17 protein-coding genes are annotated in these 19,082 nt (G+C 63.6%); 8 read left to right on the top strand and 9 right to left on the bottom strand.

The annotated features are described in order from the left end of the window. Positions 1 to 178 precede the first annotated feature (178 nt). The gene (locus tag NCR38_RS32295) at positions 179 to 964 is read right to left on the bottom strand and encodes an IclR family transcriptional regulator (RefSeq protein WP_061118478.1); all 786 of its coding nucleotides are present in this window, start codon (positions 962 to 964) and stop codon (positions 179 to 181) included. 186 nt (positions 965 to 1,150) lie between these two features. On the opposite strand from NCR38_RS32295, the gene NCR38_RS32290 reads away from it, so the two are divergent. The 3 genes from NCR38_RS32290 to NCR38_RS32280 all read left to right on the top strand — a co-directional run bounded on the left by NCR38_RS32290 (position 1,151) and on the right by NCR38_RS32280 (position 5,224). After that, the gene (locus NCR38_RS32290) at positions 1,151 to 2,434 is read left to right on the top strand and encodes an MFS transporter (protein ID WP_061118561.1); all 1,284 of its coding nucleotides are present in this window, start codon (positions 1,151 to 1,153) and stop codon (positions 2,432 to 2,434) included. A 4-nt stretch (positions 2,435 to 2,438) separates the two neighbouring features. After that, complete coding sequence (locus NCR38_RS32285) at positions 2,439 to 2,885, top strand: type II 3-dehydroquinate dehydratase (protein ID WP_061118477.1); 447 nt, start codon at positions 2,439 to 2,441, stop codon at positions 2,883 to 2,885. A 548-nt stretch (positions 2,886 to 3,433) separates the two neighbouring features. Continuing rightward, the gene (locus NCR38_RS32280) at positions 3,434 to 5,224 is read left to right on the top strand and encodes an acyl-CoA dehydrogenase (protein ID WP_250478368.1); all 1,791 of its coding nucleotides are present in this window, start codon (positions 3,434 to 3,436) and stop codon (positions 5,222 to 5,224) included. Between the two features lie 143 nt (positions 5,225 to 5,367). Here NCR38_RS32280 and NCR38_RS32275 read toward each other — a convergent pair whose 3' ends face one another. The 7 genes from NCR38_RS32275 to NCR38_RS32245 form a co-directional block, all read right to left on the bottom strand. Beyond that, complete coding sequence (locus tag NCR38_RS32275; protein WP_250478367.1) at positions 5,368 to 6,066, bottom strand: DsbA family oxidoreductase; 699 nt, start codon at positions 6,064 to 6,066, stop codon at positions 5,368 to 5,370. Positions 6,067 to 6,141: 75 nt separating this feature from the next. Further along, complete coding sequence (gene phaZ, locus NCR38_RS32270) at positions 6,142 to 6,939, bottom strand: poly(3-hydroxyalkanoate) depolymerase (protein WP_409241451.1); 798 nt, start codon at positions 6,937 to 6,939, stop codon at positions 6,142 to 6,144. A 146-nt stretch (positions 6,940 to 7,085) separates the two neighbouring features. Next, positions 7,086 to 8,777, bottom strand: coding sequence for an alpha/beta fold hydrolase (locus tag NCR38_RS32265; RefSeq protein WP_250478365.1), 1,692 nt, complete (start codon positions 8,775 to 8,777; stop codon positions 7,086 to 7,088). A 32-nt stretch (positions 8,778 to 8,809) separates the two neighbouring features. Continuing rightward, positions 8,810 to 9,274, bottom strand: a complete 465-nt coding sequence (locus tag NCR38_RS32260) for a MaoC family dehydratase (protein WP_250478364.1) — start codon at positions 9,272 to 9,274, stop codon at positions 8,810 to 8,812. A 22-nt stretch (positions 9,275 to 9,296) separates the two neighbouring features. Further along, the gene (locus NCR38_RS32255) at positions 9,297 to 10,934 is read right to left on the bottom strand and encodes a fatty acid--CoA ligase (protein WP_250478363.1); all 1,638 of its coding nucleotides are present in this window, start codon (positions 10,932 to 10,934) and stop codon (positions 9,297 to 9,299) included. Positions 10,935 to 11,008: 74 nt separating this feature from the next. Continuing rightward, positions 11,009 to 11,380, bottom strand: coding sequence for a BON domain-containing protein (locus NCR38_RS32250; protein WP_250478362.1), 372 nt, complete (start codon positions 11,378 to 11,380; stop codon positions 11,009 to 11,011). 41 nt (positions 11,381 to 11,421) lie between these two features. Continuing rightward, positions 11,422 to 12,567: a porin gene (locus NCR38_RS32245; RefSeq protein WP_061118472.1), complete on the bottom strand. Its 1,146-nt coding sequence runs from the start codon at positions 12,565 to 12,567 to the stop codon at positions 11,422 to 11,424. A 479-nt stretch (positions 12,568 to 13,046) separates the two neighbouring features. On the opposite strand from NCR38_RS32245, the gene NCR38_RS32240 reads away from it, so the two are divergent. From NCR38_RS32240 to NCR38_RS32220, 5 genes are all read left to right on the top strand, one after another. Next, positions 13,047 to 14,027, top strand: a complete 981-nt coding sequence (locus tag NCR38_RS32240) for a quinone oxidoreductase (RefSeq protein ID WP_250478361.1) — start codon at positions 13,047 to 13,049, stop codon at positions 14,025 to 14,027. Positions 14,028 to 14,037: 10 nt separating this feature from the next. After that, the gene (locus tag NCR38_RS32235; RefSeq protein ID WP_061118471.1) at positions 14,038 to 14,886 is read left to right on the top strand and encodes a TauD/TfdA family dioxygenase; all 849 of its coding nucleotides are present in this window, start codon (positions 14,038 to 14,040) and stop codon (positions 14,884 to 14,886) included. 52 nt (positions 14,887 to 14,938) lie between these two features. Next, the gene (locus tag NCR38_RS32230; protein ID WP_061118470.1) at positions 14,939 to 15,994 is read left to right on the top strand and encodes a 3-keto-5-aminohexanoate cleavage protein; all 1,056 of its coding nucleotides are present in this window, start codon (positions 14,939 to 14,941) and stop codon (positions 15,992 to 15,994) included. A 162-nt stretch (positions 15,995 to 16,156) separates the two neighbouring features. Continuing rightward, positions 16,157 to 17,506, top strand: a complete 1,350-nt coding sequence (locus NCR38_RS32225; protein ID WP_284502487.1) for an MFS transporter — start codon at positions 16,157 to 16,159, stop codon at positions 17,504 to 17,506. 271 nt (positions 17,507 to 17,777) lie between these two features. Then, positions 17,778 to 18,095 carry a Rieske (2Fe-2S) protein gene (locus NCR38_RS32220; RefSeq protein ID WP_250478360.1) on the top strand — a complete coding sequence of 106 codons (318 nt, stop codon included), beginning with the start codon at positions 17,778 to 17,780 and terminating at the stop codon, positions 18,093 to 18,095. Between the two features lie 495 nt (positions 18,096 to 18,590). On the opposite strand, the gene NCR38_RS32215 is transcribed toward NCR38_RS32220, so the two are convergent. After that, on the bottom strand, positions 18,591 to 19,004 hold the full coding sequence (locus NCR38_RS32215) for a hypothetical protein (protein WP_250478359.1): 414 nt from the start codon (positions 19,002 to 19,004) through the stop codon (positions 18,591 to 18,593). Positions 19,005 to 19,082 lie beyond the last annotated feature (78 nt).

Genomic DNA, 19,082 nt, shown 5'->3' with positions numbered 1-19,082 from the left:
CTTCCTGTCGAGCCCGAACGATCCGGCCACGCGTGTGCAAGCCATCGAGGCTTGCGCGCGCACATCCGATTCCTTGCTTCTGCTTCGCGTCCGGCGGAGCGCCAGCCCTACTTCCCGTCTCGAACAAGGACGGCCACGCCTTTCGCAGCGGGCCGAAGGTCGATGCTTTGGTTCAGGCTCATCCCTTGCCGAGCGGCGGCCGACCGGGGAACCCGGCCAGGTTGCTCAATTGGGCCAGTTCGTTAGCCGCCTCGCGCAAGAGCACCGAATATTCGTGGATCTTCTCGACCGTGAGCCGCACACGCGGACCGGCCAGGCTGATGACGCCGACGCAGCGTGTGCCGCTGACCACGGGCGCCGCCACCGCTGACATGCGCGGGGCAAACACCTCGTCGATCATCGCGTAGCCGCGCACGCGCGCAGCGTGCAGGAAACCGAGCAGTGCCTTTAGCGTCGTCGGCGCACTGGGCCCGAACTCGTTCGGCTGTCCAAAGCCCTGCTTCAACACCAGCGCTGCCGCCTGTTCGTCGGTCATCGTCATGAGCCATGCGTGGCCGGTCGACGTGCACGATAGACGCGCCGCCTGCCCCATGTCCGGATCGTAGCGAAAGCCGGTGCGCTGGCCATCCGCCTTCCCCACCCAGATGATCGCTTCGCCGTCGACGAGCGACAGTCGCGCCAGTTCGCCGGTCCGCGCAGCGACGCGCTCGATGATCGGCTGGGCGATATCGGCGATGCCGGTCAGGCTCAGGAATTCCAGTCCGTTCGAGGTCATGCGCATCGTCAGGATGTAGCGGCCGTGCTCGACGAGCTGCCTGACGTATCCGCATTCGACGAGATCCACAAGCAGGCGGTGGCACGTGCTGCGCGGCAGGCCCAGGGCATCCGCAATGGCAAGGAGCCCGGCCCCTTCGCCTTGCGACGCAAGGAAATCGAGAATTCGCAAGCCGTTCTTAAGCGACATTTCCGCGTGCTCTCATGATATGAAATGTAGTTCCGGTGCGGAACGCCCCCCTTCTATAGCGCAAACAATAACACTTGTTCGTGACAGAAACGAACGCTTCACATATCGAAAATGGGGGGAGACGAAATGTCAGTTCTTGCTGACTCAGACATCGCGGCGAGCGAACGAACCGCACAGACTCAAATGATGGCGCGTCGCGCGGTGGCGGGCGCGACCGTCGGTACGGCGCTGGAATGGTTCGACTTCGCGTTGTATGGCGTGGTCGCAGCCACGATTTTTCCGAAGCTGTTTTTTCCGTCGCTCGACCCGACGGCTTCGCTGCTCGCGTCGTTGGCGAGCTTCTGGGCCGGGCTGGCCGCGCGCCCGCTCGGCGCGGTGATCTGCGGCGTGCTCGGCGACCGCTGGGGACGCCGCAACCTGATGCTGCTCACGGTCTCGGTGATGGGCGCGTCGTCGTTTCTGATGGGGCTGCTGCCCACTTACCAGCAAGTCGGCATCCTTGCGCCGACATTGCTCGTCTCGTTGCGCATCGTTCAGGGTTTCGCGCTCGGCGGGGAATCGACGGGTGCGCAACTGATGGCAGTCGAACATGCGTCTGCCGAACGGCGCGGGCTGTATTCCGGCCTGCTGGGCATCTGCTCGCCGCTCAGCCAGATCCTCGCCAATCTCTCCTTGTTCACGCTGTCAGGCCTGCTTTCGCTCGAGGACTTCGAATCGTTCGGATGGAGAATCCCGTTCCTCGCGAGCTTCGTGCTCGTGTTGCTGGGCATCTATATCCGCATGAAGGTCAGCGAGACGCCCGCCTTCGAAGCGCTCAGGAAGAGTGGACAACGCCCGCGCGCTGCCAATCCGCTCGGCATCGTTCTCAAATTCCATTGGCGCACGGCGCTGCGCCTGACGCTGTTCTTCTGCGGCCCGGCTGCGCTGTTTTATCTGATCGTCGTGTTCTCGCTGAGTTACCTGACGAAGAATCTCGGCGTACCGAAGCAGACCGGCTTCATGCTGTTGATGATCGCCAATGTCTGCGCCATCGTCGGCGCGCTCGCGGGCGGCTATCTGAGCGACCGGATCGGACGCAAGCGTGCGCTCCTGATCGGCTCGTTCTGCACGCTGGTGTGCTGCCTCATCTACTTTCCGATCCTCAACCACAATTCGATCGCCATGACGGCGGCCGTGATGGGTGCCTTTCTGGGCTTCACACAGTTCCAGAGCGGCATCCAGCCGGTGTGGTTCGCCGAATCCTTTCCGACCGAAGCGCGCTATACGGGCTCCGCACTGTCGTACTCGGGAGCCAACCTGCTCACTGGCGGGCCGATGCCTATCGTCGCCGTGGCGCTGCTCAATGCCTTTCACGGATCGCCGTGGGCGATCGTCGCGGTCTGCGGCTCGTTGAACCTGCTCTCTTTCCTCATGATCGCGGCGTCCCGGGAAACCAAAGGCACCGCCCTCGAACGCTGCGCTACACACTGAAACCATGACTCGCAAGCTCTATATCCTCAACGGCTCCAACCTGAACATGCTCGGCGTACGGGAGCCTCAGCTTTACGGCAGTACCACTCTCAAGGACATCGAACGGAACTGCCTTGCGTTGGCCGACGCGCTCAAGTTTGACTGCGTCTTTCGCCAGACCAACAGCGAAAGCGACCTGATCGACTGGATTCAGGAAGCGTTCACGCAGGACGCTGCGTTGATCATCAACCCGGCCGGTTTTTCGTTCGGGCGGATTCCGGTGCTCGACGCGGTCAAGCTGATCGGCCGGCCGGTGGTGGAAGTCCACATCACGAACATCCACCGGCGCACCGAAGAGTACCGTCACTCGACGATATCCGTGGCGGCCACCGCTGTGATATGCGGAGCGGGCGCGAACGGCTACCTGCTGGCGATCCGCGCGGTCGACGATCTCTGGGCCAATCAGGGTTGAACCTGTCGCTCAGTCCAGGGCGCACGCGGACTCTGCGAGGAGTCCGCGTTCACTGACATGCGTGGGCTGAGCATCGGGTGAATTTCGGACCCGAACGTCTGAAACCGGGCCGGCAAGCGCCGGTCCGCGCCTAGCGCAACGCCATGACGGCCCGCAGCGAACGTCTCGCCGTCACGGCCAGATACACATATCGGCGTGCAAGCCAAGTACGGATGCCGGGCATGGACCGGCGCCGCATCATCTTCCTCCCGACGTACTCTCCAGGTCATCCCCTCCCGCCGCGAGAGGTGCGTGTCGTAACCACGTCGCTCTATGATCGGGTTCGATGCGTGTCGAATGCGAGAAGCCTCGTGACATCGAGCCTCGTCATCGTCGGCCACGCCGACGTCGCGTCCCCCGGAACGTCCGCCAGAAGTACATCCCGGCCATAACGGCTCAGGGGTCTCACATCGGCCGCGACCTCCAGTCGTCTTGCGATACGGCACCCGCATTCGACAAATACTTCAACGCTACCGTAGCGCTCGGACATATTCATTCGGAGAGACAAATTGAGCTACACCGCGCCGCTGAAAGACATGTTGTTCGTGATGGATGAACTCGCCGACATAACGCGCATTTCCACGCTGCCCGGTTTCGAAGACGCCACGCTCGAAACCGCACAGGCCGTGCTCGACGAAGCCGCGAAGTTCAACGGCGAGGTTCTGGCTCCGCTCAACGCCGAGGGCGACAAATACCCGAGCACCTGGCATGACGGCCAGGTCACGACGACGCCCGGCTTCAAGGAAGCATTCCGCCAGTACGGCGAAGGCGGCTGGCAAAGCGTCATGCATCCGACGGAGTTCGGCGGACAAGGGCTGCCAAAACTTATCGCCACGCCCTGCATCGAGATGCTGAACGCCGCGAACATGTCGTTTGCGCTCTGCCCTCTCCTGACCGACGGCGCGATCGAAGCGCTGCTCACCGCAGGTTCCGACGAGCTGAAACAGCGTTATCTGCCCAAGCTCATTTCGGGGGAATGGACTGGCACCATGAACCTCACCGAGCCGCAGGCGGGCTCCGACCTCGCAATGGTGCGCGCACGCGCCGAACCGCAGGGCGACGGCACATACAAGGTCTTCGGCACGAAGATCTTCATCACATACGGCGAGCATGACATGGCGGACAACATCGTCCATCTCGTGCTCGCGCGCACGCCGGGCGCGCCCGAGGGCGTCAAGGGCATCTCGCTCTTCCTCGTGCCGAAGTTCATGGTGAATGCGGACGGCTCGCTCGGCGAGCGCAACGACGTGCATTGCGTATCGATCGAACACAAGCTCGGCATCAAGGCGAGCCCGACTGCCGTGCTGCAATACGGCGATCATGGCGGCGCAGCAGGCTATCTGATCGGTGAGGAAAATCGCGGCGTCGAATACATGTTCATCATGATGAACGCCGCGCGATTCGCGGTCGGCGTGCAGGGTATCGCGGTCTCCGATCGCGCCTGCCAGCAGGCGGCCGCCTATGCGAAGGATCGCGTGCAGAGCCGTCCCGTCGACGGTTCCGCGAAACATGCCGTCGCCATCATCCATCATCCGGATGTGCGCCGCATGCTCGCGACGATGCGCGCACTGACCGAAGGCGCCCGCGCGCTTGCCTATGTCGCGGCGGCGCACTCGGACATCGCACATCACGCGATCGACGCCGAAACGCGCGCGCGGCATTCCGCCATCTACGAATACCTCGTGCCCGTCGTGAAGGGATGGAGCACGGAGATGTCGATCGACGTCACGAGCCTCGGCGTGCAGGTGCACGGAGGCATGGGTTTCATCGAGGAGACGGGCGCGGCGCAGCATTACCGCGATGCGCGCATCCTGACGATCTACGAAGGCACGACCGCGATCCAGGCGAATGACCTGATCGGCCGCAAGACGATTCGCGACGGCGGCGCGACGGCCCGCATGATCCTCGCTCAGGTCGACGAGACGCTTGCCGCGCTCGGACGGCATGACGGCGCGGCATTCGATGCGATGCAACGGCGCCTCGCGGCCGGACGCGCTGCACTTGCGAGCACCATCGAGTTCATCCTGCGTAGCGCGAAAGACGACCCTAGAGCGGTGTTCGCCGGCGGCGTGTCGTATCTGAAGCTCGCAGGTATCGTGCTGTCGGGCTGGCAGATGGCGCGCGCACTGCTCGTGGCGCATTCGAAACACGCCGACGATCCCGCGTTTTACGGCGCAAAGATCGCGACGGCGCATTTCTTCGCCGACCATCTGCTGCCGCAGGCCGTTGCGCTCGAAGCGTCGATCGTCAGCACGAAGAGCGATCAAGGCGTGTTCGCGCTCGACGAGGACCAGTTCTGAACGAGCGGCTACATCGTGACGATCCGGGCGCGGTCCCCCGACGCAGAACATCGCGCGGGTCAACGCCCGAAGCTACCGCCAACCGGGCTATATGAACATGCGGATCGCATGCGGGCCCGGACCGAACGCGGCCTCCCGATGCGTCAGGCCGACTGCCTTCGATCCCGAACCGAACGAAGCATTGCGTCGAGCAGCGTTTCGGCCGATGCCGCGCCGGACACCGCAAACGACTCGTCGAACACAAACAACGGCACACCGCCGATCGGGTGAGACGGCTTCTGCGATCGCCGGTCCATCGCCCGATGGAACCGGCCGTACCAGCCTGCCAGATGCTCGCGCACGCTACCACGCTCCATGCCGCATTCGACTGCGCGCTCCTCCAGCACGGCCAGGTCGCCGATATCCTCGCCCTCCATGAAATAGGCGGTGAACAGGCTTTCGATCAGATCCGCCTGCAACGCCCCGGTGCCCGCGTCCCCCGCGAAAGCAACAAGAGCATGTGCGACCGCGGTATTCGGCAACACGCCGATGCGCTCGAAGCGGAAGTCGATACCTGCCGACTTGCCCGCCTCCCTGACCTGCCGCCGCCGGGCGGCGACATTCTCCGCGCTGCCGAGGCGCGCAAGATAGAACGCCTGGTAATCGACGCCGCCCGCAGGCGTCTCGGGCAAAAGCTCGCATGAACGCCATCTCACGCCGACCTTGACGTCGGCGCGCAAATCGGCGAACCGGCTCATCGCGGCCTTCAGTTGGCGGCTGCCGATCAGGCACCACGGGCAAACGAAATCGAAAAAGACGTCGATCGACAAAGCAGGTGCGGCGCCGTTGGAGTTGCGCTCCATCGACGCCGGAATCGTACTGACACGTTTCATGGGCAGCCCTTCGGCTTGTGGATTTTCGCAGGCTTCAAATCGTTCCTACTGCTGCATGAGAAAGTCACGCACCAGAGGGCCGACTTCGCTCGTTCGCGTGATGAGAAACAGATGACCGTCCTCGATAACATGCAGCCTCGCCCGACGGATGCAGCGCGCAAGAATCTTCGCGTTGACGAGAGGAACGATGGGATCGTCGTCACCGTGCATGACGAGTGTCGGCTGGCGCAGCGAACCGAGCCAGAGCAGGCTGCTCCATCCGCATGTGGCCAGTAACTGATACACGTAGCCGCGCCCGCCCGGCGCCTGGATGTGACGCCCATGTTCGGCCAAGAGTTCGGGGTCGCGCCGGTACGCGCCGCCGTAGATCTCCGCGCCGATCTCGCGCAGATAATCCGGGTCCCGGTAACGGCGCGCGCCGATCAGCTTGGAAAGCACCGAGAGCCTCCCCGGCACCATGATGACGCCCGGCGATGTGGCGGCAAGCACGAGCCGCCGGCAACGGTACGGATACAGATACGCGAACTGCTGCGCGAGCGCACCGCCCCAGGACACGCCGAGGACATCGACCGGTCCGGCATAGCCGAGCTTCGCGAGCAGCTTGTCGGCCAGCACGGCCAGCGTGGAGAAGCGATACGGCGCGAGCGGCGTGGACGATCCGCCCACACCGGGAACATCGAAGATCACGACTTCCACGTCGCCGAGCGCGTCGGCGAATGGCTGGACCAGTTCCAGATTGGCGCCGATGCCATTGAAGATGAGGAGCGGCGGCGAGGCGTTACTGCCCCGCCAGATGCCGACGCGAAGCAGTTGACCGTCGAGCGCGACGGTCTGTATATCCATTGTGCGCACACTTTTCATCGTTCTTGTCCATGTGAATGTCGGCGTAAGGCCGCGCCAACGCGCGGCACTTTTTTCGATCCGCCTTTCTGCGATCACAACTTTGCGTCTGACGAGACCGTGATTCACATCGATTGAAGCCCCGTGTATCAAGCCTCGATGACATACGTTCCCGGCGCATCGGCAAGGCGTTTATGCCGCTTGTTGCCAAGTGTTTTGGGCGCCGCGCGCAATTCGCCCGAGCGCTCTGCGAGCCACTCGCGCCAGTCGTTCCACCACGAACCCGTCTCGGGCTGGGCACCGGCAAGCCATGCGTCGGCGTCCTCCGGCAGTTCGGCATTACGGAAGAACCTTGCCTTCGCATTGCCCGGCGGATTGATCAGGCTCTGGATATGGCCGCTCGAACTCAGCACATAGCGCGTGTTGCCGCCGAACGCGCGCGCCGTGTTGTAGACGCCTTTCCACGGCGTGATGTGATCGGTCATGCCCGCCATGACGTAGGTGTCGCACGTGACCGCTGACAAGTCGATCGGCGTGCCGAGGACGTCCAGCGCCCCCGGCGTGCTCAGCATATTGCGCGTGAAGATGTCGAGCAGTTGGCCGTGCAGCTTTGCCGGCAGACGCGTCGCGTCGTTGTTCCAGTAGAGAACGTCGAAGGCGGGCGGCGCCTCGCCGAGCAGATAGTTGTTGATCCAGAAATTCCATACCAGATCGTTGGGCCGCATCCATGCGAACACGCGACCCATGTCCTCGCCGGCCAGCACGCCCTTCGCCTTGCTGTTCTGCTTGGCGATTTCGACGGTCTCGGGCGTGGTGAAGAGCCCGAGTTGCGACGGCGAGCTACTGTCGAGCACGGCCACCATCAGCGTGGCCGCATGCACCGTCTTGTCGCCGCGGCTCGCCAGATGGCCGAGCAGCGCCGAGATCGTCATCGCGCCGGAACATGCGCCGTGCAGGTTCACGTCCGGGTTGCCGGTGATGTCGCGCACCGCCTCGATGGCCTCGATGAGCGCGGCGACATATGTGTTCATGTCCCAGTCGCGATGTTTCCCGGCCGGATTACGCCAGCTCACGGCGAATACCTGAAACTCGCTCTTCACCAGATACTCGACGATGCTCTTGTTCGCCGACAGATCGAAGATGTAGAACTTGTTGATCTGCGGCGGCACGATCAGTTGCGCGCGCGCATGGACGTTCGGCGTCGCCGGCGTGTATTGGATGAGTTCGAGTACTTCGTTGCGAAACACGACGGCGCCGGCGGAAGTGGCGAGATTCTTGCCGACCTGAAACGCGCGCTTGTCGACCTGGGACGGCATGCCGTTGTTGCCGAGCGTATCGGCCAGCATGTTCTTCAGGCCGGCGACGACGCTCGCGCCGCCCGACTCCACGAACTTGCGAAGCGCCGCGGGATTGCCCGGCAGCGTGTTGGTCGGCGCAAGCGCGTCCGTCACGAGCGACGCGACGAACTGCGCGCGCTCCTTGCTCCGGTCGTCCAGCGCCGAACGCTCGACGAATCCCGCAAGCGCATTGCGCCAGGCCAGATAACCCTGGAGCGTCGTGCGGTAGAGCGACTGCTCGCGCCATGCCGGATCGGCGAAGCGTTTGTCGCCCGGCGGTGGCGAGGGGGTGCCGTTGCCGCTCGCCGCCGACGTCAGATCGCGCGCGAGCGCCGCGGTCTGCTCCAGCAGCAGTGCGGGATGAAGCATCGCCTGCGTGCAGATCTGCCCGGCGGCTTCGAACATATCCGTGGCGCGCAGCCCGACGAACGGGTTGGGCCCGAGCATGCCGTCGGTTGCGCGAGCCGTGATGTCGTTGTCGTCGCTGCTCATGTTTGCTGCCATGTCCGTCTCCGTACTCTCTTTCTTGTCACGCTTCACGCCACGATCATCGCGAGCGTCTGCGCGATCAGCGCGGGCTTGTCCTCGCCTTCCACCTGCAACTCGTTGTCCGCCTTGACGACGATGCGCCCGCCGCCCTTCCTTTCGACTCCGATCAGCACGACGCGGCTTCTGACGCGGCTGCCGGACCGTACCGGTGTCATGAAGCGCACTTTGTCCAGCCCGTAATTCAGCGCAGCCGAGGCGTCCGCCGGGATGAGGCCCACTTCGATCGCGAGCGTCGCCAGCAGCGAAAGCGTCAGATAGCCGTGCGCAATCGTGCCGCCGAACGGGCCCTCGCGTTTCGCGCGCTCCTCGTTCATGTGAATCCACTGCGTGTCGCCGGTGCAGTGTGCGAATGCTTCGATGCGTGCCTGGTCGACGACGACCCACTCCGACACGCCAAGCTCCCGGCCGACGAAGTTTTCGATCGTCGCCATGTTGTATCCGGTCATGCTCATGCTTTTTCTTTCCTTCGAACGATCACGCGAACGCTTCGCGCAGCCGCTTCTTGTTCAATTTGCCGACGCTCGTCTTTTCGAGGCATTCGACGATCCGCACGACTTGCGGCACGGCGTACTTCGAAATCCGCCCTGTTTCGCTGAACGTCAGCACGTGATTCCTGATCTCCGCCTCCGTCACAGCCGGCGTGAACTCCGGCTTGGGGACCACCAGCGCCACGGGCCGCTCGCCCCACTTCTCGTCCTTCACGCCGATCACGGCCACTTCGGAGACGCCCGGATGCAGCGAGATCAGGCTCTCGATTTCGAGCGATGACACCCACTCTCCGCCGGACTTGATCACGTCCTTGATGCGGTCGGTGATCTGCAGATATCCGTTCGGATCGATGTTCGCGATGTCCTGCGTATGCAGATAGCCGCCCTCCCAAAGCTGGGCCGACGCGGCGGCATCCTTCAGATAGCCTTGCGTGAGCCACGGCGCGCGCACGACGACCTCGCCGCTCGCGCGCCCGTCGTGCGCGACGTCGATCCCTTCCTCGTTCACGATGCGCAGGTCGACGAGCGGCAGCGGCAGACCCGTCTTGCAGCGCAGCGGCACCTGCTCGTCGAGGCCGAGCGTCTCGCTGCCGGGCTGCAACTGCGCGAGGCTCATCAAAGGGCAGCTCTCGGACATGCCATAGCCCGCGAAGACATCGATGCCGCGATCGAGCGCGGCGCGCGCAAGGCCGTGAGGCAGTGCGCCCCCGCCGATGACCACTTTCCATCTGCTCAGATCGACGGTCTTCGCCTCTTCGCAATTGAGCAGCATGTGCAGGATGGTGCCGACGCAATGCGAGAACGTGACGCCCTCGTCGCGCACCAGCCCGACGAGCCGCTCCGGCACATAGCGGCCGGGATAGACCTGCTTCACGCCCAGCACGGTGGCGATGTAGGGCATGCCCCACGCGTGGACGTGGAACATCGGCGTGATCGGCATGTACACGTCGCCGCGATGAAAGCGCTGTCCCGAAACCGGGCTCGCGAGCGCCGCCATGCCTGTGATCGTGTGCAGCACGAGCTGGCGGTGCGAGAAGTAGACGCCCTTGGGCAAGCCCGTCGTGCCCGTCGTATAGAACGTGGTGGCACGCGTGTTCTCGTCGAAGTCCGGGAAGTCGTATGCCGGCTCGCTTCTGGCGAGCATGTTTTCGTACTCGTCCGCGAACGGGATCGCGTGCGCGCTGGCTGCGCTAACTTCGTCGTCGATCAGAATGAAGGTGCGCACCGATTCGAGCTGATCCCTGATCGATTCGACGACGGGCAGGAAGTCCGAATGGACGAGCAGGATCTGCGCGCCCGCATGATTGATCGTGTAGGCGATCTCCGCCGGCGAGAGCCGCACGTTGACCGTCTGCAGCACGGCGCCCATCATCGGAATGGCGAAGTAGCATTCGAGGTAGCGATGGCTGTCCCAGTCCATCACCGCGACGGTGCTGCCCATGACCGCGCCGTGCCGGCCAAGCCCGTTGGCGAGGCGCGCGATGCGCTCCTGCATCGCGCGGTAAGTCAGGCGTGTCTCGCCGCGATACACGATCTCCTGATCCGGCGCGTGGGCGAGCGGTGTGTGCAGGAGATGCTTGATGAGCAGCGGGTACGCATACGCCGACTGAGAAGGTTCGAACATGTCGTGATTCACTTGAGTTTCCTTGATGCCAGGCGGCGCGCAACGGCACCGCCCTGCTCTGCACGCTGCATGGACTACTGCGCGAAATTCCGTCTGATGGTCAATTTGTTCGTCACCGATACGACGCCGGGAACACCCTTCGTCAGCGCGGCGACCTTCTCGCTCTGCGCGGCGTCGCTGACCGTGCCGGTCAGCGTCACGGCGCCGCTCTTCACGCCGACGCCGATATCGCCGGCGTCGATGCTTTTGTCTTTCGCGAATTCCGCGTAGACGAGCTTGCGCAGCGCGCGATTGTCCTTGCGCGTGGCGACAGGCGCGCTCGCGCTCGACGCAACCGCAGGCGCGCTCGCCGCCGCGACGCTGTCGCCGGCGTGAAAGATGCCTGCGATGGACGCGAGGACGACCAACGCTGCACAACCTGAACGGAGTGACTTGATGCTCTTCATGGACTGTTCCATTTATTGTTCAAGGGATGTTCGGCCGCGAGTCAGAAGTTATGGCGAACGCCGATCATCGCTGCCGTGGTCGATTCGCCGGGCGCGACAGGCTGTCCATATACGATCGTCTGATTCATCGTTCCGTGGTTGTCGACATGACCGACCTGCGCATAAGCGAGCGTGCGCTTGGACAAGTTGTATTCCGCGCCCACCGCAAACTCGCTCGAATGATTCGTCGAGTTGTTGTTGTCCTTCAGGTAATAGAAACCGGACGTCACTTTGAAAGCGGGGGTGAATCGATAGCCGAGACCAGCTGAATACATATCGATATCGGCACGGCTGCTGTTTGCCGGATTCTTGCCATGGCCGTATGAGCCGGACACCGAGAAACCGTAAAACGTGTATTGGGCGCCAGCGTAGAAAAATCGGTTGTTCGCTTGCCCTGTCGCCGGAATCGCCGGGGTGGCGGGATACGTGGCGGGAAACGGGTTGGCGTCATGCCCGTTGTAATACGCCATGGCGAGGTTCAGTCCGTAGTTCGAATACTTGAGCACGGCCGACTCGCGCGTGCCGCCCTGGAAATGCCCGGGCACACCGCCAGGCGCGTACTCCAGCGCGAGGGACGCGCCATAGAACTTCGGCGATTCGTAGACGAGCGCGTTGCTGTCGTACAGCGCGCCGATCGCGCCATTCGTGCTCGTGCCGGGCCAGCCCGCGGCCTGGTTCATGCCGAGCCACGCGGTCAGGATGCTGCCGAAGTACTGCGCGCCACGCACGTCCGTGTCGTACATCGCCCAGATCATCGGGACGATCTGGCGGCCCGCGTCGAGCTTGCCGAAAGGCCCGGATACGCCGAGCGTCGCGTACTGGTTGAACTGGGCGGTCACGCCCGGTGTGTCGCTCAGGCCGAATCTGCCCGTGCCGCTGTCGAATGAACTCTGCAGCTTGTAGTTGACGCGATAGCCGCCGCCGATGTCCTCGGTGCCCTTGAGGCCCCAGCCGCTCGAATAGATGCCGCCGTCCTTGAACCGATACACCTTGCCGAGATTGGGGGCATTCGGGGCGAACGATGCCGCCGCCGTGCTTTGGTAAAGCAGCCCGGAATCGACCACGCCGTACAGCGTCATCGAGCCTTGCGCGTTTGCGGCGCCGGAAAAAGCCAGCAGCACGGCCGCACTGGTTGCACATCGCTTCATAAGGTATCCATATTTTTTTCGCTTGCACGTGCCGATGGGCGGAAGAATGTGGGCCAGGGCCGGGCAATCGGTTAAGGGGCCCCTTCACAGACGCATCGTTCGACTGGCTGCCGATGCAGCGTTGCGGGCCAACCCGACGGCATCGGGACAGTGTGTGAAGGATTGCAGCAAGAATACGAAACGAACGCGATTCAAGCCCCTCTCGCGGTGGGAGGGGCCACGGCGTTCGACAAACCTGGCAGCGCGTCGCTCTATTCGACGAGGCGCGGGCCGCCTATCGAATAGAGCGTGAAAAGCGCTTCAGAAGGCTCCGTAGCGCTTTGGGGGGCGACCCCTCCCTACGCGAGAGGGTTGCAGAAAATCACCCTGCACTACGATGCGTATCAGTTCACACACCCACCGAATTTGCGTAAAGCGCCGTGCATCGGCTCTTTATCCACTGCGAGCCGGTTAGCTCGCGTGCATGAATGGAGAAACAAATGGCACATGCGATCCGCTTTCACGAAACGGGCGGCCCCGAAGTCCTGCGATGGGAAGAAGTCCCGGTCGAAACGCCCGGCCCCGGCCAGGTCAGGCTGCGTCACGAGGCCGTCGGCCTGAACTTCGCCGATACGTACTTCCGCAGCGGCCTGTATCCGGTCCCCCTGCCCGCCGGCATGGGCGTGGAAGCGGCGGGCGTGGTGGAGGCCGTCGGAGCGGGCGTCGATCAGGTGCGCGTGGGCGACCGCGTGACCTACACCGGTTTCATCAACACGCTCGGCGCCTACAGCACCGAACGCCTCGTGCCCGCGGCGGCCCTCATCCGCTTGCCGGACGGAATCGAATGCGCGACGGCCGCCGCGATGACCATGCGCGGCCTGACCGCGTCGTACCTGATGCGCCGCATCCACGCGTTCAAACCGGGCGATTCGATCCTGCTGCATGCCGCGGCCGGCGGTGTCGGCCTGATCGTGTCGCAGTGGGCGCGTCTCCTGGGGATTACGGTCATCGGCACGGTGTCGAGCGACGAAAAGGCGCAGATCGCCCGCGCGCACGGTTGTGAGCACGTCATCAACTACAGCCATGAGGATGTCGCGAAACGCGTGCGTGAACTGACGGACGGCGTCGGCGTGAATGTCGTGTTCGACAGCGTCGGGAAGAGCACATTCGAATCGTCGCTCGACTCGCTGCGCCGCCGGGGGCTCATGGTCTGCGTCGGCACCGCGTCGGGTCCGATTCCTCCGTTCAATCCGCAATTGCTCGCGATGAAAGGCTCGCTCTATCTGACGCGCCCGGCGCTCGCCGACTACATCGCCGATCCGGCCGAGAAAAGCGCGCTCGCAGGCGAGCTTTTCGACCACGTGGCGAGCGGGCGCATCCGCATCGAGATCAACCAGCGCTATGCGTTGCAGGATGCGGCCCAGGCGCATCGCGATCTCGAGTCGCGCAAGACCACCGGTTCATCCATTTTCGTCGTGTAAGGAGAAAACTATGCGCGTCGACCAAATCACCTGCGCCATCGGGGCGGAACTGAGCGGCGTCAGCATCGCCGATGCGGTGCACGACGACGGCCTGTTCGCGGAAATCCGCGCGACGCTGCTCAAGCATCGCGTGCTGTTCCTGCGGGATCAGGACATTACCCGTGCCGAGCACGTCGCGTTCGCACGCCGCTTCGGCGAACTGGAAGATCACCCCGTCGCCGGCAGCGATCCGGAGCATCCGGGTCTGGTGCGAATCTACAAGAACCCCGACCAGCCCAACGATCGCTACGAAAACGCCTGGCACACGGACGCCACATGGCGTGCCGCGCCGCCGTTCGGCTGCGTGCTGCGTTGCGTCGAGACGCCTCCAGTCGGCGGCGACACGATCTGGGCCAACATGGTCCTCGCCTATGAGAACCTGCCCGAGCACGTCAAGGCGCAAATCGCCGATTTGCGGGCGCGCCACAGCATCGAAGCCAGCTTCGGGGCCGCCATGCCGATCGAAAAGCGGCTCGCCCTGAAAGCCCAGTTCCCGGACGCGGAGCATCCCGTCGTGCGTACGCATCCCGATACGCAGGAGAAAACGCTGTTCGTGAACGCCTTCACCACGCACTTCACGAACTATCACACGCCGGCGCGCGTGCGCTTCGGGCAGGACGCCAATCCCGGCGCGGGTCAGTTGCTGAGCTACCTGATCAGCCAGGCATACATCCCCGAATACCAGGTTCGCTGGCGCTGGAAGAAGAACAGCGTCGCGATCTGGGACAACCGCAGCACGCAGCATTACGCGGTCATGGACTACCCGCCTTGCCATCGAAAGATGGAACGTGCCGGAATCATCGGCGACGTGCCGTATTGATACCGCGCGGCGCACACCTCTAATCGAATTCAATTTCAAGCTGGAGCAAAACATGCAATTCCTCGACGATTCGCTTCACCCCGAAAACCAGGACAAGGTCGTCATCACGGTCGCGCCCTACGGCCCCGAATGGATGCCCGCCGACTTCCCGGAAGACATTCCGGTGACGATGGACGAACAGGTCCAGAAAGCCGTCGACTGCTATAACGCCGGCGCCACCGTCCTGCATCTGCACGTGCGCGAGCTGGACGGCAAGGGCTCCAAGCGCCTGTCGAAGTTCAACGAGCTGATCGCGGGCGTGCGCGCCGCCGTGCCGGACATGATCATTCAGGTCGGCGGCTCCATCTCGTTCGCGCCGGAAGACGACGGTCAGGCCGCCAAGTGGCTGTCCGACGATACGCGCCACATGCTCGCCGAGCTCGATCCCAAGCCCGACCAGGTGACCGTCGCGATCAACACGACGCAGATGAACATCATGGAGCTGCTGTATCCGGAGTATCTGGAAGGCACCTCGCTGTCGAATCCCGCGTTCATGGCCGCCTACAGCGAAATGACCGTTCCCGCCGGCCCGGCATGGGTCGAGGAGCATCTGCGCCGCCTGCAGGCCGCGAACATCCAGCCGCACTTCCAGCTCACCGGCATCCACGCGCTGGAAACGCTCGAACGCCTCGTGCGCAAGGGCGTCTACAAGGGGCCGCTGAATCTGACGTGGATCGGCATCGGCGGCGGCTTCGACGGCCCGAACCCGTTCAACTTCTTCAACTTCGTCCATCGTGCGCCGGACGGCTGCACGCTCACGGCCGAGTCGTTGCTGAAGAACGTCCTGCCGTTCAACATGATGGCGATGTCGATGGGCCTGCATCCGCGCTGCGGCATCGAGGACACGATCATCGATCAGCACGGCAACCGCTTCACGTCGGTGCAGCAGATCGAGCAGTGCGTGCGCGTGGCGCGCGAACTGGGACGCGAGATCGCGAGCGGCAAGGAAGCGCGCGAGATCTACCGTATCGGCGTGCAGTACGAGACCGCCGACGAGACGCTTGCCGCGAACGGCATGGCGCCGAACCGCAAGCCGGGCCAGGTCAACATGCCGCTGCGCGCGGCCTGACATACGGCGCGCGGGCGCGGCGCTGGCCGCCGCGCCTTCACACTTACACTGAAACGCCACGGCGCAGGCCGGGAAGTACGTCTTCCCGGTCACAACGAACAAAGGCACGCCGCGCACGCATGCGCATGACGATGCCCACGGCGTACATTGGAGGAGACAATCTTGGAAATCGACTGCATCGAGCCGGGCGCGCGCAACATCGACGCCACCCGCGCCGTATCGCGCAAATACGCATGGATCGTATTCGCGCTCACGTTCGGACTTCTGTTGTCGGACTACATGTCCCGACAGGTCCTCAACGCGGTATTCCCTCTGCTGAAACAAGCGTGGGGCCTCTCCGACACGCAGCTGGGCTCGCTGAGCGGCGTCGTCGCGCTGATGGTGGGTCTTCTGACCTTCCCGCTCTCCGTTCTCGCGGACCGCTGGGGCCGCGTGCGCAGCCTCGTTCTGATGGCGGCGCTCTGGAGCGTCGCGACGCTCGGCTGCGCCGTCGCCACGAACTATGGCGAAATGCTGATCGCCCGCGCCTGCGTCGGACTCGGCGAAGCTGCCTACGGCAGCGTGGGTATCGCGCTCATCCTCAGTATTTTTCCGTCGCATCTGCGCTCCACGCTCACTGGCGCGTTCATGGCCGGCGGCGCGTTCGGCTCGGTGCTCGGCATGGCGCTGGGCGGATTCGTCGCCGTGCACTTCGGATGGCGAGCGTCTTTCGGAGCGATGGCAGCCTTCGGCCTCTTGCTCGTGATCGCCTACCGGCTGGTGGTGTCGGACAAACGCATCGCCGCACGGTTTCCCGATGTCCCGGCTGCGAAACGGCGCGCGGACGGTGTGCGCACGAGCCTGCGCACGCTGCTGGCAGGTCTGTTCTCGACGGTCTCGGTGGTCTGCGCGTATATCGGCAGCGGCTTGCAACTCTTCATCATGGGCGCCGTGATCGCGTGGATGCCCAGCTTCCTGAATCGCTACTATGCGATGCCCGCCGACAAGGCAGCCGCGGGCGCAGCCGTCTTCGTGCTGCTGGGCGGCGTCGGCATGGTCGCGTGCGGCGTGCTCACGGACCGCATCTGCAGAAACGCGCCGTCGCGCAAGTGGATCACCGCGCTCGCCTATTGTCTGTTCTCGCTCGTGTTTCTCTCCATCGGCTTCAGGCTCGATGCCGGCCCGCTGCAACTCGTCCTGCTCGGCGCGGGGATTCTCATCGTGGCGGGCACATCGGGACCGGCGGGCGCGATGGTCGCGAACCTGACTCCGGCGGCGATCCATGCATCCGCATTCGCGACGCTGACGCTAGCCAACAACCTGATCGGCCTCGCGCCCGGTCCGCTCGTCACCGGCGCGATCGCCGACCGTATCGGTCTGCTGGGCGCCCTGCAGCTGATTCCGCTCGTAAGCGTCGCGGCGATGATCGCCTTCGCGATCGGCAGATCGAGATATGCGCGTGACCTGAGCCGCATCGACACGCTGCGTGGGGAAGCGGCGAACGATGAGCCTTTGCAGAAGCCGCTTGCGTAGCCTCTGCTATTCATCTGGAGGCGAAGGCTGTGCCATTGCAGGTTGCAAAAAGCCGCGTACCGGCCGTGCAGACGTGGTCGTGGGGAAAACAGCACGACCCGTACGACTGGATGGATGCGCATACGCCCTGCCATGATTTGAGCGCGTGGCATTGAGTATCGTTTCAGCGACGCCCGATTCGTCGGCATGCGCGCAGCCCTCTCTCACGGAGAGGGTTGCACGAAGCGTCGCTGCACCAGGATGCAGACACGTTCACCTAGGCACCACACAAATGACGCGAAACACATCGATATCGATCGCCGGCGGCAACGCGCCGGAGCCGGGCTCACGCGTGCTCCGGTTCGTCGAAGGGCGTAGCGTCGTGCTTTTCAATGTCGAAGGCGTCATTCACGCCATCGACAATTCATGCCCGCACAATGGCGCATCGCTCGCGAACGGCCGTCTCGACGGTCACATACTGCAGTGCCCCGCGCACGGACTGCGCTTCGATCTCAGGTCGGGCTGTGTCGTCGGCGCGAAGGGCTTGTGTCTCACGAAGCTCCACGTCGAAACGATCGATGGCGAAGTCGAGATGCGAACCGGCGATTGACATGAAAATCCGTCGCACGCGTCTGCGAACGGTTGACGTGTGTCAATCGGACACCGGTGCGTGAGTGTAACTTGACAGTACGGCTCCGCGTCTCACAACTGCCAGACCTGCAAGGCAAACGCCATGGGAATCCTGTTGTTGGCCGCAATTTTCCTCACATCGGCTGGCGTCCTCGTCCGTGCGGCGGTAACGCCGCCCCCCTCGGAGGAAATCGCACCAGCGGCAACAGTATCCGTATCAGAAGGCGAGCGCGCGAACCTTCAGCAGAGTCCCTGGCTGTTCTCGGCCGGAACGAATGATGTGGTGCGTCGATAAGACTGATCACGCATGTGTTCGCCGCATGCGGCGGCTTCGATCGCCACGCGAGCGTGACGTTTCCGCAACCTGAGCGCTGTCGTCTGCTTCGCGATGCCGATGGCTGGCGCGACCGATGTTATCCATACGGCCGCCGCCAACGCGCCCGTTGAAAGCGACCGCGCAGACTTTCCCCTCGCCTCACTGAACCGTCGTCTTCTCCTGCTTCGCTGGCGCGGACGGCGGACACGTCACGCCGGCCCCTTTGGATACATCCACGTTCTTCAGCGAAACGAGCAGCCTGCTTCCCGTATTCGCCGTGATGATGTGCCCGTAACTGACTGTCGGGATGAACTTGATATCGGGCGCGACGGCGACGGGCGGGCTTTGCGCTCCGTCGACAGTCAGGTCGAGTTCGACGGTGATCGAGTCGATCGCAACACCGTAATCCTGTTTGCGTTCGGCTTGAGCCTTCTTGAAGTTGCACACTCCGTCCAGGACATTCTGGAGCGCCGTCGGGATATCCACCGACTTTCCCGGCGGAATGGGTGGCGTGTTGCACCCGGCGAGAGGAATCAGAAGTGCAAGAACCGGCAGCGAGACGTAAGCGCGCATCGAAACCTCCCGGCCTTTGGGGAGGGCACAGTATCTGGCAGACGAGCCGGTCCTTCCGTGCGCTTTCGCACTACAGCA

Source organism: Caballeronia sp. INML1, from assembly GCF_023631085.1.
Classification (GTDB): domain Bacteria; phylum Pseudomonadota; class Gammaproteobacteria; order Burkholderiales; family Burkholderiaceae; genus Caballeronia; species Caballeronia turbans.
The sequence above is the reverse complement of the archived record's forward strand: the minus strand, read 5'-3'. Positions and strand labels throughout refer to the sequence as shown.

Excerpts from the sequence above, each read along its gene's own strand:
- NCR38_RS32245 (WP_061118472.1), bottom strand. The coding sequence starts at position 12,567 with ATGAAGCGATGTGCAACCAGTGCGGCCGTGCTGCTGGCTTTTTCCGGC.
- NCR38_RS32285 (WP_061118477.1), top strand. The coding sequence starts at position 2,439 with ATGACTCGCAAGCTCTATATCCTCAACGGCTCCAACCTGAACATGCTC.
- NCR38_RS32220 (WP_250478360.1), top strand. The coding sequence starts at position 17,778 with ATGACGCGAAACACATCGATATCGATCGCCGGCGGCAACGCGCCGGAG.
- NCR38_RS32240 (WP_250478361.1), top strand. The coding sequence starts at position 13,047 with ATGGCACATGCGATCCGCTTTCACGAAACGGGCGGCCCCGAAGTCCTG.
- NCR38_RS32235 (WP_061118471.1), top strand. The coding sequence starts at position 14,038 with ATGCGCGTCGACCAAATCACCTGCGCCATCGGGGCGGAACTGAGCGGC.
- phaZ (WP_409241451.1), bottom strand. The coding sequence starts at position 6,939 with ATGGATATACAGACCGTCGCGCTCGACGGTCAACTGCTTCGCGTCGGC.
- NCR38_RS32260 (WP_250478364.1), bottom strand. The coding sequence starts at position 9,274 with ATGAGCATGACCGGATACAACATGGCGACGATCGAAAACTTCGTCGGC.
- NCR38_RS32295 (WP_061118478.1), bottom strand. The coding sequence starts at position 964 with ATGTCGCTTAAGAACGGCTTGCGAATTCTCGATTTCCTTGCGTCGCAA.
- NCR38_RS32265 (WP_250478365.1), bottom strand. The coding sequence starts at position 8,777 with ATGGCAGCAAACATGAGCAGCGACGACAACGACATCACGGCTCGCGCA.
- NCR38_RS32290 (WP_061118561.1), top strand. The coding sequence starts at position 1,151 with ATGGCGCGTCGCGCGGTGGCGGGCGCGACCGTCGGTACGGCGCTGGAA.
- NCR38_RS32215 (WP_250478359.1), bottom strand. The coding sequence starts at position 19,004 with ATGCGCGCTTACGTCTCGCTGCCGGTTCTTGCACTTCTGATTCCTCTC.
- NCR38_RS32255 (WP_250478363.1), bottom strand. The coding sequence starts at position 10,934 with ATGTTCGAACCTTCTCAGTCGGCGTATGCGTACCCGCTGCTCATCAAG.
- NCR38_RS32250 (WP_250478362.1), bottom strand. The coding sequence starts at position 11,380 with ATGAAGAGCATCAAGTCACTCCGTTCAGGTTGTGCAGCGTTGGTCGTC.
- NCR38_RS32275 (WP_250478367.1), bottom strand. The coding sequence starts at position 6,066 with ATGGAGCGCAACTCCAACGGCGCCGCACCTGCTTTGTCGATCGACGTC.
- NCR38_RS32230 (WP_061118470.1), top strand. The coding sequence starts at position 14,939 with ATGCAATTCCTCGACGATTCGCTTCACCCCGAAAACCAGGACAAGGTC.